Origin of the sequence: Streptomyces sp. NPDC026659, assembly GCF_040638245.1 — a bacterium.
Lineage (GTDB): Bacteria > Actinomycetota > Actinomycetes > Streptomycetales > Streptomycetaceae > Streptomyces.
This window is the reverse complement of record NZ_JBEZXY010000002.1, coordinates 16,367-32,324: the sequence shown is the minus strand read 5'-3', so window position 1 is coordinate 32,324 and position 15,958 is coordinate 16,367. Positions and strand designations below refer to the sequence as shown.

Sequence of the window (15,958 nt, the reverse complement as noted above, 5' to 3'; positions counted from 1 at the left end):
TGGGCCGTCGATAAGGCGCCCATCAGCCCGGGGGTCACGCAGGGTGCCCGGCGGCCCCCTGGGCGGTGGCCGGAAAGGTGGCGGGAGGGTGGCGGGAGGGTGGTGGTCGTCGGCTCTTCGGCGGCCGTGAAAGAATCGAAGCGGCTCACCGGTACCCACAGCGAGCAGGAGACACAGCACGATGCGCATCGGAGTTCTCACCGCAGGCGGCGACTGCCCGGGCCTGAACGCCGTGATCCGGTCGGTCGTGCACCGCGCGGTGGCGCACTACGGCGACGAGGTCATCGGCTTCGAGGACGGCTACCGCGGTCTGCTCGACGGCCACTACCGCTCCCTCGACCTGGACGCGGTCAGCGGCATCCTCGCCCTCGGCGGCACCATCCTCGGCTCCTCCCGCCTGGAGCGGGACCGGCTGCGCGAGGCGTGCGAGCGGGCCACCGACATGGCCGAGGAGTTCGGCATCGACGCGCTGATCCCGATCGGCGGCGAGGGCACGCTGACGGCGGCCCGGATGCTGTCGGACGCGGGTCTGCCGGTCGTCGGCGTGCCGAAGACCATCGACAACGACATCTCCGGCACCGACCGCACCTTCGGCTTCGACACCGCCGTCGGCGTGGCCACCGAGGCGATGGACCGCCTGAAGACCACGGCCGAGTCCCACCAGCGGGTGATGGTCGTCGAGGTCATGGGCCGCCACGCGGGCTGGATCGCCCTGGAGTCCGGCATGGCCGCCGGCGCCCACGCCATCTGCCTGCCCGAGCGCCCCTTCGACCCGGCCGACCTGATGAAGATGGTCGAGGAGCGGTTCGCGCGCGGCAAGAAGTTCGCCGTGATCTGTGTCGCCGAGGGCGCCCACCCGCTCGACGGCACGATGGACTACGGCAAGGGCGAGATCGACCAGTTCGGCCACGAGCGCTTCCAGGGCATCGGCACCGCGCTGGCCTACGAGCTGGAGCGCCGCCTCGGCAAGGAGGCCCGCCCGGTCATCCTCGGCCACATCCAGCGCGGCGGCACCCCCACCGCCTACGACCGCGTCCTCGCCACCCGCTTCGGCTGGCACGCCGTGGAAGCCGCCCACCGGGGCGACTTCGGCGGCATGACCGCCCTGCGCGGAACCGACATCACCCTGGTCCCGCTCGCGGAGGCGGTCACCGAACTGAAGACGGTGCCGGTGTCGCGGATGGACGAGGCGGAGTCGGTCTTCTAGCCGGTCCCGGCTGCCCGGCCGGTCCGTCCCGGCTTCCGGCCGGTCCCGCTCTCGCCGGTGCTGCCCGGAGGGGGCGTCAGCGCCCCCTCCCCTCCGGCAGCCAGTGGTACATCAGCTCCGGGCGGCCCACCTGGCCGTACTGCGGCCGTCTGACCGCCCGGGCCGACTCCACCAGGTACTCCAGATAACGGCGCGCCGTGATGCGCGAGATGCCCACCTCCTCGGCGACCCCGGCCGCCGTCAAGCCGTCCGCGCCGTCCCTCAGTACGGCCGTGACCCGCTCCAGCGTCGGCGCGCTCAGCCCCTTCGGCAGGGCCGCCGGAGTCGGCGCGCGCAGGGCGGCGAGGGCTCGGTCGACGTCCTCCTGGCCCGTCGCCTCGCCCGCGGCGGCGTGGTAGTCGGCGTAGCGGAGGAGGCGGTCGCGCAGGGTGGCGAAGGTGAAGGGCTTCAGGACGTACTGGACGACGCCCAGGGAGACGCCTTCGCGGACCACGGCCAGGTCGCGGGCCGAGGTGACCGCTATGACGTCCGCCTGATGGCCCGCCGCGCGCAGGGAGCGGGCCAGCTGGAGGCCGTGGACATCGGGCAGGTGGAGGTCCAGGAGCAGCAGGTCCACCGGGGTGCGGTCGAGGAGGCGGAGGGCCCGGGCGCCGGTGGGGGCGCTGCCGACCGCGGTGAAGCCGGGGACGCGGTTGACGTAGAGGACGTGCGCGTCGGCGGCGACCGGGTCGTCCTCCACGACCAGGACCCGGATCGGCTCGCCGGTGCCCGTCATTCCTCGCCTCCCGCCGGGACCGCGGTGTGCAGCGGCAGCCGGGCCTCGAACAGCGCGCCGCCCTCCGCCGCCTCCGTCACCGTCAGGGTGCCGCCGAGCCGGGTCACCGCCTGACGGACCAGGGCCAGGCCGAGACCGCGCCCGCGTCCGCCGGGACCGGCCGGTTTGGTCGACCAGCCGCGCTGGAACACCAGTCCCGCGTGGGCCGGGTCGACACCCGGGCCGGTGTCGGATACCCGCAGGACCAGGGAGTGCGCGGACCCGGACGCGTACGCCGTCACCGTGACCCGTGCGCCCGGACCGCCCTGGGCCGCGTCCACCGCGTTGTCGATGAGGTTGCCGAGGACGGTCACCAGGTCCCGGGCGGTCAGGCCGGGCGACAGCACCCCGTCGTCCAGGCGGCTGTCGGGGGAGACCACCAGCTCCACGCCCCGCTCGTTCGCCTGCGCGGTCTTGCCGAGCAGAAGGGCCGCGAGGACCGGTTCGCCCACCGCCGCGACGACCCGGTCGGTCAGCGCCTGGGCCAGCTCCAGTTCGGCCGTGGCGAACTCCACCGCCTCCCCGGCCCGGTCCAGTTCGATCAGCGAGACCATGGTGTGCAGCCGGTTCGCCGCCTCGTGCGCCTGCGCGCGCAGCGCCTGGCTGAAGCCCCGCTCGGAGTCCAACTCGCCCATCAGAGACTGGAGTTCGGTCACGTCCCGGAGCGTCACCACGGTGCCCCGGCGCTCCCCGCCCGACACCGGCGAGGTGTTGAGCACGAGGATGCGGGAGGCGGTCAGATGTACTTCGTCGACACGTGAGGACCGGGACAGCAGCGCCCCGGTCAGCGGCCCTGGCAGCCCCAGCTCCGCCACCGACCGCCCCACCGCGTCCTCGGCGAGCCCCAGCAGTTCGCGCCCGCCGTCGTTCGCCAGCGCCACCCGCCCCTGCCCGTCCAGCATCAGCAGACCCTCACGCACCGCGTGCAGCGCGGCCTGGTGGTAGTCGTGCATCCGGCTCAGCTCGGCCGCGTTCATGCCGTGGGTGTGGCGGCGCAGCCGGACGTTGACGACGTACGTGCCCACCGCGCCGAGCAGCAGCGCCGCGCCCGCCACCGCGAGCAGCGCCGCCACCTGGTCCTGGACCCGCGCGCTGATCGCCTCCACCTTGATGCCCGCGCTGACCAGGCCCACGATCCGGCCGCCGTCCCGCACAGGAGTCACCGCGCGCACCGAGGGCCCGAGCGTGCCGGTGTACGTCTCGGTGAAGGTCCGCCCCCGCTGCGCGGGCCCGATCCGGCCCAGGAACCGCTTGCCGATCTCCCCGGTGTGCGGGTGGGTCCAGCGGATGCCGTCGGGGTTCATGATCGTGACGAAGTCGACGTCGGCGTCCCGGGTGACCTGGAGGGCGTACGGCTCCAGGTCGGCCGTCGGGTCCGGGGTGCGGATCGCCGCGCGCACCGAGGGCGCGTCCGCGATGGTCCGCGCCACCGCCCGCACCTGCCGTACGGCCGCGTCCTCCGCCTGCCGCCGGTCGCTGACGTAGGTGAACAGCGCGTACCCCGCCACCACGACCGCTATCAGCACGGCCTGCATGGCGAACAGCTGGCCCGCGAGGCTGCGGGGCAGGGGGAGGGCGGGCGGACGCATCCCAGCAGTGTGCCTGGCCATCCCGGCGTGAACTAAATGAACGCAAGGGTGACCGCCGTCACATGGCGGGAGATAGTACGGCGATCCCCCGCACCGCCCGGACGTGAGCCGCACGCCGAAGGTGCCGACGAAGACGTCAAGGAGGGCAGCCGTGGCCGCCAGCACCCCCGATACGGCACCTGCCGCACCCGCCGTGAAGCGGGACCGCACCCACTATCTCTACCTCGCCGTCATCGTGGCGGTCGCACTCGGCATCGCCGTGGGCCTCATCTGGCCCGACGCCGGAGTCGAGCTGAAGCCGCTGGGTACCGGCTTCGTGAACCTGATCAAGATGATGATCTCGCCGATCATCTTCTGCACGATCGTGCTCGGCATCGGCTCCGTACGGAAGGCCGCCAAGGTCGGCGCGGTCGGTGGCATCGCGCTCGGCTACTTCACCGTCATGTCGCTGGTGGCGCTCGCCATCGGCCTCGTCGTCGGCAATGTCCTGCACCCCGGCGAGGGCCTGCACCTGACCGACGCCCTCCGCCAGACCGGGCACGCGCAGGTCGCCGGCGACGCGCTGCCCCCGGTGGACTTCGTGCTGTCGATCATCCCGGTCACCTTCGTGTCCGCCTTCACCGAGGGTCAGGTCCTGCAGACCCTGCTGATCGCGCTGCTCGCCGGGTTCGCGCTCCAGGCGATGGGCGCGGCCGGACAGCCCGTGCTGCGCGGGATCGAGCACATCCAGCGGCTGGTCTTCCGCATCCTCGCCATGGTCATGTGGGCCGCGCCCATCGGCGCGTTCGGCGCCATCGCGGCCGTCGTCGGCTCCGCCGGACTGGACGCGCTCAAGAGCCTCGCCGTGCTGATGCTCGGCTTCTACGTCACCTGCGTGCTGTTCGTCTTCGTGGTGCTCGGCGCGCTGCTGCGGATCGTCTCCGGGCTGAACGTCTTCTCGCTCTTCAAGTACCTCGCCCGCGAGTTCCTGCTGATCCTGTCGACCTCGTCCTCGGAGTCCGCGCTGCCCCGGCTCATCGCCAAGCTGGAGCACCTCGGCGTCAGCAAGGCGGTCGTCGGCATCACCGTCCCGACCGGGTACTCCTTCAACCTCGACGGCACCATGATCTACATGACCATGGCGTCCCTCTACATCGCCGACGCCCTCGGCACCCCGATGTCGGTCGGCGAGCAGATCCCGCTGCTGCTCTTCCTGCTGCTCGCCTCCAAGGGCGCGGCGGGCGTCAGCGGCGCCGGTCTTGCCACGCTGGCCGGCGGACTCCAGTCGCACAAGCCCGCGCTGGTGGACGGCATCGGCCTGGTCGTCGGCATCGACCGCTTCATGAGCGAGGCGCGCGCCCTGACCAACTTCGCGGGCAACTCGGTCGCCACGGTGCTCATCGGCACCTGGACCAAGGAGATCGACGTGGAGCGGGTCAAGCGGGTGCTCGCCGGTGAACTCCCCTTCGACGAAACGACGTTGCTCGACGAAGGCGCCGGTGCTTCGCGGGAGCCGCAGGAGCGGGAGGGCGGGGAGAAGGAGTTGGCCACGGCGTGAGGCTCCGCCGGTCCGCGAACCTCTCCACGAGCCGACGCCGTTGAAGTCTCCGGACGCCCGGCCCCGCCTGAACCGGGGCCGGGCGTCCGGCTGTTGAGGGCGGTCTACGCCTCGCCCCGTGCCCGCTCCACCAGTTCGACCGCCCGCTCCGCCGGCACCCCCGCCGCCGTCAGCATCGTCACCGCCGCCGCGCTCCCCGCCTCCTCGGCCGGGAGCGCGCCCTCGTTCACGGCCTCCATCACCGCGAACAGCAGCTGCTCGTGGACGAGCGAGAGCGCCGCGGGCGGCAGCGGGGAGCTGAACGTGCCGTCCTCCAGGCCGCGTTGGAGCAACCGCGCCTTCTCCGCGCGCAGCGGGGCGAGCCGGTCGCGGATGCCCTGCACGGTGACCGTGCGCTGGGCGAGGGCCACCAGTAGCCGGTAGCGGTCGGCGATCTCCCAGACCGTGAGCACCGAGCGGGCCACCGCCTCCGCCGGGTCCGTCACGTCCGTCCGGGCGCACGCGTCGGTCTCCGTCAGCACCTGCACCGCCTCGTCCACGAGCGTGCCGATCAGCGCCTCCCGGCTCGGGAAGTGCCCGTACACCGTGCGCCGTACGACGCCCGCCGCGCGCGCGATCTGGTCCATCGAGGCCTCGGGGTCACGCAGCAGTTCGGTGAGCGCGACATCGAGGATGCGGCGCCGGTTGGTGTCGGCGCGGCTGGGGTTACCCGTGGTCATGGCAGTCATTGTGCACATCCTCTCGACTTGCACAGCGTTGTGCAGCGGCGTACATTGCACATCGTTGTGCAATTGCACGCTCCTGTGCAAATCCATTTCGCGCAGGTTGTCCCGTCGCGCACGCTGTTGAGGAAGGCCACCCCTGCCATGCGACTCGTCATGAACGAACCGGTCGAGCGAACGGGGCGCCCGTACCCCCGGCGCTGGTGGGCACTGCTCGTGCTGTGCCTCAGCCTGTTGATCATCGTGATGGCGAACACCGCCCTCACGGTCGCCGCTCCCGACATGACCCGTGACCTGGGGCTCTCCAGCGCCGACCTCCAGTGGGTGATCGACGGCTACACCGTTCCGTACGCCGCGCTGATGCTGCTCCTTGGCGCGATCGGCGACAAGTACAGCCGTCGCGGGGCGCTGATCCTCGGTCTCACCGTGTTCGGCGGGGGCGCGGTCTTCGGGTACTTCGCCGACAGCTCCACCACCGTCATCGCGGCGCGCGCCGTGATGGGCTTCGGCGCCGCGCTGATCATGCCGGCCACCCTCTCGCTGCTCGCGGCGACCTTCCCGCGCGCCGAGCGCGCCAAGGCCATCACCCTGTGGACCGCGACGGCGGGCCTCGCCATCGCCGCCGGACCGGTCGTCGCGGGCGCGCTGCTGCGCGACCACGGCTGGTCCTCGACCTTCCTGATCAACGTGCCGATCGCGGCCGTCGCGATCGTCGCCGCCCTGGTCCTCGTACCGCCGTCGAAGGCGGGCCACAGCGAGCGGATCGACTACGTGGGCGGCCTGCTCTCGGTCGTCTGGGTCGGCGCGCTCGTCTACATGATCATCGAGGGCCCGCACTTCGGCTGGGGCACCAAGGCCGTCACCGCCGCGGTCGTCGCGGGCCTCGGTCTGATCGCCTTCGTCGGCTGGGAGCTGCGGCACCCGCGCCCGGTGCTGGACGTACGCCGCTTCGCCGACCGCCGCTTCGCGGGCTCCAACCTCGCCGTCGCCCTGTTCTTCCTGGCCGTCTTCGGCGCCTTCTACTACCTGACCCAGCACCTCCAGTTCGTCCTGGGCTACGACGCCCTGGAGACCGGCGTACGGATGCTGCCGCTGGCCGGCGCGGTGTTCGCCGGCTCGGCGCTCACCGCCTTCCTCACCCCGCGCGTCGGGATGCGCTGGACGGTCGGCGCGGGCATGCTCGGCGGCACGGTCGCGCTCGCGCTGCTGACCCGCGTGGACGCGGGCTCGACGTACGGCGACTTCGTGGCGCCCCTCGTCGTCCTGGGCCTCGCCATCGGCCTCGCCCTCTCGCCCTGCACCGACGCGATCATGGGCTCCTTCCCGGAGTCCGAACTGGGCGTCGGCGGCGCGGTCAACGACACCTCCCTGGAACTGGGCGGCTCGCTCGGCATCGCGATCCTCGGCTCGCTCCTCGCCACGTCCTACGGCGACCACCTGACCTCGGCCACTCGCGGGTCCGGCCTCCCGGCAAGCGCGCTGGACACCGCGCGGGACTCCGTCGGCGCGGGATACGCCGTCGCGCAGGGCATCGGCGACAAGGCGCACGCGCTGGCCGCGAAGGCGGCGGCCGCGACCGACCCGCAGCAGGCGGCACAGCTGAAGGCCCAGGCGACCCAACTGGCGTCCGGCGCGCACCGGATGGCCGAGGCGGTCGGCGCGTCGTTCTCCGACGCGGTGGCGCACACGAGCCTGATCGGGGCGGTGATTCTGGCGGTGGGCACGGTGGTGGTGACGGTGTTGCTGCCGGGGCGGGGGGAGCGGGAGGTTCCCGGGACGGCGCGGGGGGCCGAGGGGATGGAGGCCGAGGTCGCCACGACGGCCGGAGTGGCCGAAGCGGAGGCCCCGGAGTCGGAGCCCGTCAAGGAACCCGGGACGGTACCGGCCCCGGCTTCGTAACCGGCCGAAACCCTGGCCAACTGACCACCCGCACCCAACGGCCCGCCGAGATCCACTAACGTGCCGTGCCGGAACCGTGAACCAGCGGAGCCGGCACGGCACGTACCCACGGAGGCACGGGGGATGAAGATCGACTGGGACCGGCGGACCTGCGCGCGCAAGGGCCATGTGACCTACGCGCCGGACGACCCCCGACTCCGCATACGCCTGCACGCCCGCACCGAACTGGGCGACATCTGGCGCTGCCTGCGCTGCGGCGACTTCACCCCGGGCGAGCCGCACGGCTCGGGCCCGGCGTCGGAGGCCCCGCTCGTCCCGCGCGGAAAGGTGCTGCGGGACCTGTTCATCCTGCGCTTCCTCGCCGTGGAACGGGCGCTGCGCGGGGTGTTCATCGTCCTCGTCGCGGTCGCGGTCTGGAAGTTCAGCAACAGCCAGGACGCGGTGCGCCGCCTCTTCGACGAGTACCTGGACGTCTTCCGCCCGGTCTTCCGCCACTTCCACTACGACCTGGACCACTCCCCGGTCATCGGCTCGATCCAGAAGGTGTTCGGCTACCACCACTCCACGCTCCTGGCGGTGGCGGCCGTGCTCGTGGGGTACGCCCTGATCGAACTGATCGAGGCGGTCGGCCTCTGGTACGCCAAGCGCTGGGCGGAGTATCTGACCGTCGTCGCCACGGCCGCCTTCCTCCCCCTGGAAATCTACGAACTCACCGAACACATCAGCTGGGTCAAGATCGCCACCCTGACCCTCAACATCCTCGCGGTCCTCTACATCGCCCTGGCCAAGCGGCTGTTCGGGCTGCGGGGCGGGCGCAGGAAGTTCGACGAGGAGCGGCGGAGTGCTTCGTTGCTGGAGGTGGAGGAGTCGGCGGGGTTGTGATCAGTCCCTGTCGGGAGTCCCCTGTTCGGCGAGCACCAAGGGGCGATCAAGCCAACTCGCCGACCTGCGTTGCCGCAGCGCCGCAGGACAGACAAATATGTGTGATGAGATGTGTGACGTGACGTGAGTGGCGTCTGAGCGCGCCGGGACGTCGCGCCGATCGACGTTCTGGACTACGGGTGCGGGGGAATCTCCATGAAGTTCGACATGGGGTCGACGACGCTTGCGACGCTGACGAAGAGCACGGTCGGGTCGAGTGACGACCTGGGCGCGTTGATCCAGCAATTGATCGCCGCAGCACAGCCGTTGGAGGGGAAGTTCAACGGCGAGGGCAAGGCCGTGTTCGACTCGTTCAAGCTGCGCGCGGACGAGATCACTGCCGCGCTGAACGGCTCGCTCGCGTCGATCCTGGGCGGCCAGTCCGGCATGGACCACGCGTTCGTCAGTGGTGATCAGGAGCAGTCCGACAACGCCCACCAGACGATGAGCGCCGCGAACTTCGACGCGGCCCGCTTCCGCGGCTGAGCCACGAGGGGGACTTGAGCATTATGGCCAATCAGGATCGCCGTTCATACGACACGGGCGCCTCCGCCGACGTGCAGAGCAGCCTGCAGGGAATCATCGGCCGGCTGGAGACGGTGCTCGGCGAGCGCGAGAGCGCGGTGAAGGCCGCGATGGCCGACTACCAGGCCGACGGGGTCTCGGACGAGTACCACGGCAAGGAAGCCCGCTGGCACAAGGCCGCGGGCGAGGTCCGCGACATCATCCAACTGGTGCGCGGCACGCTGGAGAAGAACGACGGGACCGCACAGGCCACGCTGGCCAAGGCCCGGGCCGCGGTCGACAACATCGGCTGACACGGCGGTAGGCGTCCGCCGGGCAGGTGCTCGGCGGGTACGGGGATGAGGGGCATTTCGTGACGGGGTGGGACGTCGATCCGGCCGGGGTGTACGGCGTGCTGTCCAAGGCGGGCACCGCTGCGAAGAACATGTCGGACGTGGGCAGTGCGACGCAGGGCAACCTGGAGGAGGCTGCGTCCGCGGCCGGCACGCTGACCAGCCAGTACGGTCCCTACAGCAGTACGGTCGGCCTGGTCGGCTCGGCGCTGGGACAGTTCGCGCAGGCCTGGGGCCGGGACCTGGTCTACATCGCCAAGCGCACCTCGAAGTCCCTGAACGGGGCCGACCAGGCGACCCGTTGGTACGTCGCCGGTGCTCTGGAGCAGGCGGCGAACGCGCAGCAGGAGGCGGCCAAGGAGCCGAAGGTGGATCTGCCCGGCGCGGACGGGAGCCACGGGGAGGGCCGGCCCCGCCGATGAGTGACGACGCGAAGCTGATCGATCCGTCCGGCATACCGCACTTCATCGGCGACCTGGGCACGCTCGACACCGATGTGATGCTGCTGACGGCGGACGCGGGCCAGTTGCGCGCCTCCGGAGCGGACGTGCACACAGAGTTCCAGGGACTTTCCGCCTTCTACGAGGCTCCGGAAGCGGAGCAGTTGTTCGCCAGCACGCTTCCGGTGAAGCAGAAATCCGACGCTTTCGCCGACGACCTGGAGAAGGTCGCTACGGCACTGTCGGACTACAGCTCCGAAGCCCAGCCGCTGGTGAAGAAGCTGGAAACGCTGAAGGCGGATGCCACCGCGTTCGTGAACGCGGTCGCCGGTGACGACGACTGGCGCAAGGACCAGGACAAGGTCGACCACAACAACGACCTCTGGCACGACGTCAATCACACGGTGGCCGCCTTCCAGGCCGCGGAACGCACCGCCTACAACAAGATCATGGCGCTGATCGGCGGCACCCGCATGGGCGTCGACGACGGCTCCGGCGGCAAGAACAAGTACGGCTACCGGGCCGAAGACCTCGACCACGCCGAGGCGACCCCCTGGGGAGCGCCCGCCGAGCGGGAGTACGAGGGGTGGGCGTGGCTGGCCCACCAGGGCAAGCAGGTGTGGGACGGCGTCTGGCAGGACGGTGTCATCGGCACGATCCACGGCGTGGGCACCCTGTTCGGCTCGGACGGCTGGGGTGCGGCTGGCGACGCGTGGGAGAACCTCGCGAAACTCGGCACGGCCGCGACACTCACCACCGCGACCGGGGGCGCCTGGTGGCTGACCCCGGACGACCAACTGCCGTCCTGGCTCCGTGATTCGCGTACGGCCTACAAGCAGGCGGTGAAGGGCTTCGTCGCCTACGACGAATGGAAGACCAACCCGGGCCGCGCTGCGGGTGCGGTCGGCTTCAACGTCCTGACGGTGCTCGGCACCGACGGCATCGGTGGCGCGGCGAGCGGTGCGGGCAAGGCGGGCGCGGCGGCACGTGCCTTCTCCCTGGCCGGCAAGGCTGGCCGCGCCATCGACCCGATGACCTACGCGGGCAAGGCGGCCAAGTTCGCCTTCGTCCGTGTCGGCGACACCTTCACCACCTTGAAGAACCTGCGTACCGGGGCGTACGCGGACATGGCGGACCTGGGCGGCACTTACGCGCCCGTCGACACCCCGCTGCGCCCTGTACACAGTCATGTCTCCATACCCGAGAACGCGATCGAATACGTCGACGCTCAGGGCAGGCCCGTCTATCTGACCCAGGGCGGTCATGTCCTGAACGCGGATGGAAGTCTGCGCCAGCACGCAGGCCACACCGCGACCGAGCTGTCGGCCGACGACCGTGCTGTTCTGGATTCCGCCCGGCGTACGGGGGCGTCGGCGGCAACTCGCTCTCCCGCATTGGTCGAGGCTCCTTCGGTAACCAACTCGATAGCCGACCCGGTTGGCGGCGTTGAGCACGTCACGAGCAGCCCAGAGCACACCGTTGCTCCCCACCTGCAGTCAGGTGAGGGGGGCCACGCGGCTCGCACCAGCGGCTCGGGTTCGAGGCCGCCGGGTACAGGCAGGGGCGTTGACGGTAACCAGCCAAGTCACCCTGAGGATCAAGCCTCTGAGGACAAGCAGGGGCGGGACCTGTCTCCGGAGCAGCGTAAGGAGATTCAGGATGAACATGTTAGAAAAGCAAATGAAGACCCGGATTGGTTCAAAAACCATTACGATACGCTGGGCCGACGTAGACCCAATATAGGGCTGGTGGACGGCACCGAGCTTCCTCAGCTGGCGAGAGATCCTCAGGGGCAGTGGGTAGCCAAGCATGACTTGCCGAGCGGGCCGTCCGAAGTCCGGTTCGGGTCCAAGCCGCTCGGTCGAGACACCGCGCCCCACGAAGTCTTGCCGGAACTCGACAGGGCGGCGGCAAACCGCCAGGTTTATCGAGATCTCATGAATGCGCAAAGGGTGTACGAGGAAACACCTTCTGCCCTCCATTATGACGCACTTCTTCACGCTCAGGCCGATTATGCGCGGCAGTTGGGCGATGTGCCGCCCAACAGTAAAATATCTGAGGCGTTGGGCGAAGAATCTTCTCGGCTTCATGGAATTCCCCACCAGTTTCCTGATGCCACGCCGATCGATCTGCCCAAGACACCTAATGGCGCCAACTCGTTCGACGCGGCTTACAGGGTCGACAAGGATGGGATCCTCATAGTCGAGGACAAGGCCCCCGGAAACGATCTTGACTGGCGTCGAGGGCGCGCGGATCCGGAGAACCCCAAGGCTCCTCATCTGGGTGACGACGGTGGTGCTGCCGGTATGCGGGTCAAGCAGGGGACGGTGCTGTACCTGCGGACCATCATGGCCGAGATGACGGCCCGTGGTATGCGAGAGGCCGAGCTGGCGAGTGAGTTCCGTGCCGCGCTCAAGTCGGGGAAGCTGCAGTATGTTCTGGTCAAAGCCAGGGAGCCCGATGGCTCCCTCTACTCTGGTGTCATAGTCGAGTATTTGAGGATTCACTGAGAGGAGGTTGCGTGGACCTTCGCATTCTCCGGCATGACTTTCCGGTCGATGATGCTGCCAAGGCCATGGCACCGATCGTCAAGAGTTCCGAAGAGGTCGTTTCCGGTATTGAAACGTCTGATTTTGATCGCTTTGACGCCTTGGGCTACTCCCTTGTGGCGGCCAAGTGGCGCTGTGCGATCGACCCCACGGTTGCAGAACTTTCAACGTGGGAGGCGTGGATCACTGCGATGCAAGTCGGTTCGGCGCTCTTCATTTCTGGAGCCTCTGTGGACGGACCTGTCGCCTGTCGTGTCGGAGATGAGGTGAAACACCTTCCCGCAACCGGGCCTCAAGAGTATCTGCATGCAGGGAACTGGCTTACCGCGTACTATCTGGCTGCTGTTTGTCGTGAAAATGAACGACTTGAGCAATTGGCCAGGATTCCGGTCTCCTTTCTTCGTGCGTCCGGAGTGGAATTTGATGAGTATATTTACTCCTGGGTGAAGACCCTCCAAGACGCCTGGTTCGGTCGCCGGGAGATGTGGGACGGCCTGGTTTCCGCCATCAATGGAACTGATCCGGCTTCCCCTCACATCGCGAGCGCCGAACTCATGTTGAAGATCCTTTATCCTCCTCTGGAGCTTTTTCATCGTTATCAGCGGCAGGAAGCAGGGAAGTTCAACGCTGCTCTGGCCGAGGCTCTCGTCTGGCACAAGGAGTACTGGAGTGGCGATGAGGCCCGATCTCGCAGTGGTGAGGGGCTCGTTGCGTTGGGGCCGTTGGCCATCGCGTGCATGGCATACGATGCGAACATTCCGGTGGACATCGAGTCTGACTACCTTCCCAGGCATCTCTTGGATCGCACCTGGATCGGTCGAATCAACACCTGATGCGCAGGTTGTTCGGTATGCGGATCAATCGGACCACGAGGCGTTCGTGGGAGCGCAGTCGCGCAGGGAGTGTTGTGGTCGAAGCAGTGATTCGGCATCGTCGGCCGGGTGTTGTGGATATGGCTGCGGTTCAGTGCATGGCTGAGGAGGTGAAGAGCGACGCCCAAAGCCTGGGAGCGTCCACTACAGCGTTCGCGTTCGCCGTCGATGAGTCCCTCACCCTTCTCGAGGCTCGCCTCATCATCGACCCGCAGGCCTCCGAACTTCCCACATGGGAAGCCGCCGTGACTGCCATGCAGATCAGGCAGGCGGCCTTCGCCGCAGCGGCGCGGACTCAGGGTGCTGTGCAGTGCCGGATCGTTGGCGAGGTGCGTTCGATTCCCGCGACGGGCCCTCAGTTCTACGCGAATGCGGGGAACTGGCTTAGCGCTTTCTGGCTCGCCATCGTCTGCCGTGATCAGGCACGCATGACTGAGCTGTGCGAGGTTCCGTTGCAGGTGCTGCGCGCATCGGGTGTTCGTGGCGACGAGTACGTCTACAACTGGATCGATGCGCTTCAGACATATTGGATGGAGCGGCCGGGCCTGGTGGAGAAACTGGGGTCGGCGATCGATAATTCATTCCCCGAAGTGGCGATGATCGCACCTCGTGATCTCCTTCAAAATGTCCTGTATCCGCCGATCAATCTTTTTTACCAATTTCTTCGCAAGGATCACAGTGCCTTCAATGTCGCGCTGATGGAAGCGTTGCAGCTCCACAGGACTTACTGGACGGCCGACGATGAGCGTGCGAACGAATTCGCGGGTGTCGTGTCGTTCAGTCTTCTGGCCATCACCTGCCTCGCCTACGACGCCGGCTTCCCGATCGACGTGGAGTCGGACTACCTCCCCAAGCACCTCCTTGAGCGGGACTGGGTCGGCGAGTTCGAAGTCTGAGATTGTTTCGGCGACGTAAGGAATCCGTCCATGTCGGCCCAGGACTATGACAGCCAACTGCTCGAATCCGTCGCGGTGCGGCGGCGACGGTTGCGGGATGCCGTGTTGTTCGGCGGGCAGCGGCAGCGACGTACCGCCGATGAGCGGTTGGGGAAGGCGTTCGCGGGGGTCGTGATCGGGGCCGTGCTGTGTGCCGGCTGTGTGGGGTGGTCGTTCGTTTCGCACCGGGTGCTGCCTGCCACTCAGGCGCCCACAGGGGCGACCACCACTCGGTGATAAGTTCGAACGCGTGCTATCTACGGGGACATCGAGCCATACGGGACTGGCGTTGAGCCGGGTCACTCTGGTCGGTGAGCGGCGGCGGGTCGATCTGGTCCTGCCTTCGCGGGAGTCGGTCGGACGGCTGCTTCCCGAGGTGATGCGGCTGCTGGACGACCAGGTCGGTACACGACCGCAGATGCGTCATCTGGTCACGGGCGACGGCAGTGTCCTGGAGCCGGACGCCACCCTGGAGTCGGCGGCCGTGGCCGACGGCGCGGTGCTGCGGCTCGTGCGCGTGGAGGACGCCCCTTCCGCGCCCGTCATCCACGATGTGACCGACGAAGCCGCCGACGACCTGGACGTACGGGCCTGGCGATGGAACCCGGCGGCGCGACGCGTCGTCGCCGGGGCTGCCACGGTCACCTGGGCCCTCGCCGCATCCGCCCTCGCCCGACAGGAGTTCGCCGCACAGACGGTGGGTACCGCGCTGGTCGTCCTCGCCGTGCTCGGCGCGGTCGCGGGCGCCGTGGCCGGATGGACCGGGGCGCGCGGGCTCGCTGCCACGCTCGCCGTCACCGGTGGTGCCCTCGGTGTCCTCGGGATCTGGAGTCTCGCGGATGCCCACAACTGGCCGGGGCCGGCACGGCTCGCCGGTGTCGTGGGGGTCCTGGCAGGAGCACTGCTGCTGCTCGGCTGGTGCTCGTCCCTCGGGCGGGGCGGACTGTTCGGCGCTGCCGCGCTCGTGGGCGGTGGCCTGTGCTGGGAGGCCGCCCTCCTCTTCCAGCCGGCCGCACGTTCAGGGGCGCTGCTCGCCGTGGTGTCCGTGGTCGTGCTGGGGCTGCTGCCCAGGTTCGCGCTGATGGCCTCGGGCCTCGCGGGGCTCGACGACCGCAGGTCCGGTGGGGTCTCCGTGAGCCGGTATCAGGTATCGACCGCGCTCGCAGCCACGCACCGGGGGCTCGTGCTGGCGACGATCGTGACCGCCGCGTCCGCCGCCGTCGCCGGAGCGCTCGCGCTGCGCACGGTCTCGGTCTGGACGGTCTTGCTCGGGGTGGCCGTGGCGCTGGTGCTCGGTCTGCGGGCGCGGGCGTACCCGCTGGTCCCCGAGGTGGTCGCACTGCTCGTGGCCGCCGCGGTGGTGCTCGTCCGGCTTGCCTGGGTGTGGCAGGAGCGGTCGGACACGGCCGCTCCGCTCGCGGTACCGGTGGCGCTGGCGGTCGTTCCGCTCGCCGTCCTCGTCGTCCAGCCGCCCGAGCATGTACGGGTACGGCTGCGCCGGCTCGGCGACGTACTGGAGTCCATCGGGGTGATCGCGCTGTTCCCGTTCGTGATGGGCGTCTTCGGGGTGTACGGGCGGTTGCTCGGCACGTTCGCGTGAGCGGGAGGCGGCAAGC

General features: G+C 69.2%; 15 protein-coding genes. 12 read left to right on the top strand and 3 right to left on the bottom strand.

Annotated elements, in window-relative coordinates; genetic code table 11:
* Nucleotides 1-181: 181 nt before the first annotated feature.
* On the top strand, nucleotides 182-1,207 hold the full coding sequence (locus AB0E91_RS04695) for an ATP-dependent 6-phosphofructokinase (RefSeq protein ID WP_361775240.1): 1,026 nt from the start codon (nucleotides 182-184) through the stop codon (nucleotides 1,205-1,207).
* A 76-nt stretch (nucleotides 1,208-1,283) separates the two neighbouring features.
* Here AB0E91_RS04695 and AB0E91_RS04690 read toward each other — a convergent pair whose 3' ends face one another.
* Nucleotides 1,284-1,982: a response regulator gene (locus tag AB0E91_RS04690; RefSeq protein WP_361775238.1), complete on the bottom strand. Its 699-nt coding sequence runs from the start codon at nucleotides 1,980-1,982 to the stop codon at nucleotides 1,284-1,286.
* A complete protein-coding gene (locus AB0E91_RS04685; RefSeq protein WP_361775235.1) occupies nucleotides 1,979-3,610 on the bottom strand; it encodes a sensor histidine kinase in 1,632 nt (543 codons plus the stop codon). The genes AB0E91_RS04690 and AB0E91_RS04685 overlap by 4 nt, the downstream gene beginning before the upstream one ends.
* Nucleotides 3,611-3,761: 151 nt before the next feature.
* Between AB0E91_RS04685 and AB0E91_RS04680 the strand changes: the two genes are divergently transcribed.
* Nucleotides 3,762-5,147 carry a cation:dicarboxylase symporter family transporter gene (locus tag AB0E91_RS04680; protein WP_361775232.1) on the top strand — a complete coding sequence of 462 codons (1,386 nt, stop codon included), beginning with the start codon at nucleotides 3,762-3,764 and terminating at the stop codon, nucleotides 5,145-5,147.
* A gap of 104 nt (nucleotides 5,148-5,251) precedes the next feature.
* On the opposite strand, the gene AB0E91_RS04675 is transcribed toward AB0E91_RS04680, so the two are convergent.
* Nucleotides 5,252-5,866, bottom strand: coding sequence for a TetR/AcrR family transcriptional regulator (locus tag AB0E91_RS04675; RefSeq protein WP_361775229.1), 615 nt, complete (start codon nucleotides 5,864-5,866; stop codon nucleotides 5,252-5,254).
* Nucleotides 5,867-6,013: 147 nt separating this feature from the next.
* Here AB0E91_RS04675 and AB0E91_RS04670 point away from each other — a divergent pair, with 147 nt between their 5' ends.
* From AB0E91_RS04670 to AB0E91_RS04625, 10 genes are all read left to right on the top strand, one after another.
* Nucleotides 6,014-7,768: an MFS transporter gene (locus AB0E91_RS04670; RefSeq protein ID WP_361775226.1), complete on the top strand. Its 1,755-nt coding sequence runs from the start codon at nucleotides 6,014-6,016 to the stop codon at nucleotides 7,766-7,768.
* A gap of 123 nt (nucleotides 7,769-7,891) precedes the next feature.
* A complete protein-coding gene (locus AB0E91_RS04665) occupies nucleotides 7,892-8,650 on the top strand; it encodes a DUF2127 domain-containing protein (protein WP_361775224.1) in 759 nt (252 codons plus the stop codon).
* Between the two features lie 195 nt (nucleotides 8,651-8,845).
* On the top strand, nucleotides 8,846-9,175 hold the full coding sequence (locus AB0E91_RS04660) for a hypothetical protein (RefSeq protein WP_361775221.1): 330 nt from the start codon (nucleotides 8,846-8,848) through the stop codon (nucleotides 9,173-9,175).
* Nucleotides 9,176-9,195: 20 nt separating this feature from the next.
* On the top strand, nucleotides 9,196-9,507 hold the full coding sequence (locus AB0E91_RS04655) for a pore-forming ESAT-6 family protein (RefSeq protein WP_361777252.1): 312 nt from the start codon (nucleotides 9,196-9,198) through the stop codon (nucleotides 9,505-9,507).
* A gap of 59 nt (nucleotides 9,508-9,566) precedes the next feature.
* Nucleotides 9,567-9,968: a DUF6507 family protein gene (locus AB0E91_RS04650; RefSeq protein WP_361775218.1), complete on the top strand. Its 402-nt coding sequence runs from the start codon at nucleotides 9,567-9,569 to the stop codon at nucleotides 9,966-9,968.
* Nucleotides 9,965-12,496: a hypothetical protein gene (locus tag AB0E91_RS04645; protein ID WP_361775215.1), complete on the top strand. Its 2,532-nt coding sequence runs from the start codon at nucleotides 9,965-9,967 to the stop codon at nucleotides 12,494-12,496. Before AB0E91_RS04650 ends, AB0E91_RS04645 begins: the two co-directional genes overlap by 4 nt.
* An 11-nt stretch (nucleotides 12,497-12,507) precedes the next feature.
* Nucleotides 12,508-13,368 (top strand): immunity 49 family protein, encoded by an 861-nt coding sequence (locus tag AB0E91_RS04640; protein WP_361775212.1) that lies wholly within the window; start codon nucleotides 12,508-12,510, stop codon nucleotides 13,366-13,368.
* A 137-nt stretch (nucleotides 13,369-13,505) separates the two neighbouring features.
* Nucleotides 13,506-14,303: an immunity 49 family protein gene (locus tag AB0E91_RS04635; RefSeq protein ID WP_361775209.1), complete on the top strand. Its 798-nt coding sequence runs from the start codon at nucleotides 13,506-13,508 to the stop codon at nucleotides 14,301-14,303.
* A gap of 30 nt (nucleotides 14,304-14,333) precedes the next feature.
* The gene (locus tag AB0E91_RS04630; RefSeq protein WP_361775206.1) at nucleotides 14,334-14,579 is read left to right on the top strand and encodes a hypothetical protein; all 246 of its coding nucleotides are present in this window, start codon (nucleotides 14,334-14,336) and stop codon (nucleotides 14,577-14,579) included.
* Nucleotides 14,580-14,625: 46 nt separating this feature from the next.
* Nucleotides 14,626-15,942 (top strand): EsaB/YukD family protein, encoded by a 1,317-nt coding sequence (locus AB0E91_RS04625; protein ID WP_361777249.1) that lies wholly within the window; start codon nucleotides 14,626-14,628, stop codon nucleotides 15,940-15,942.
* Nucleotides 15,943-15,958 lie beyond the last annotated feature (16 nt).

Coding starts and splice junctions, on each gene's coding strand:
- AB0E91_RS04695 (WP_361775240.1), top strand. CDS start 182: ATGCGCATCGGAGTTCTCACCGCAGGCGGCGACTGCCCGGGCCTGAAC.
- AB0E91_RS04690 (WP_361775238.1), bottom strand. CDS start 1,982: ATGACGGGCACCGGCGAGCCGATCCGGGTCCTGGTCGTGGAGGACGAC.
- AB0E91_RS04685 (WP_361775235.1), bottom strand. CDS start 3,610: ATGCGTCCGCCCGCCCTCCCCCTGCCCCGCAGCCTCGCGGGCCAGCTG.
- AB0E91_RS04675 (WP_361775229.1), bottom strand. CDS start 5,866: ATGACCACGGGTAACCCCAGCCGCGCCGACACCAACCGGCGCCGCATC.
- AB0E91_RS04670 (WP_361775226.1), top strand. CDS start 6,014: ATGCGACTCGTCATGAACGAACCGGTCGAGCGAACGGGGCGCCCGTAC.
- AB0E91_RS04665 (WP_361775224.1), top strand. CDS start 7,892: ATGAAGATCGACTGGGACCGGCGGACCTGCGCGCGCAAGGGCCATGTG.
- AB0E91_RS04660 (WP_361775221.1), top strand. CDS start 8,846: ATGAAGTTCGACATGGGGTCGACGACGCTTGCGACGCTGACGAAGAGC.
- AB0E91_RS04645 (WP_361775215.1), top strand. CDS start 9,965: ATGAGTGACGACGCGAAGCTGATCGATCCGTCCGGCATACCGCACTTC.
- AB0E91_RS04635 (WP_361775209.1), top strand. CDS start 13,506: ATGGCTGAGGAGGTGAAGAGCGACGCCCAAAGCCTGGGAGCGTCCACT.
- AB0E91_RS04630 (WP_361775206.1), top strand. CDS start 14,334: ATGTCGGCCCAGGACTATGACAGCCAACTGCTCGAATCCGTCGCGGTG.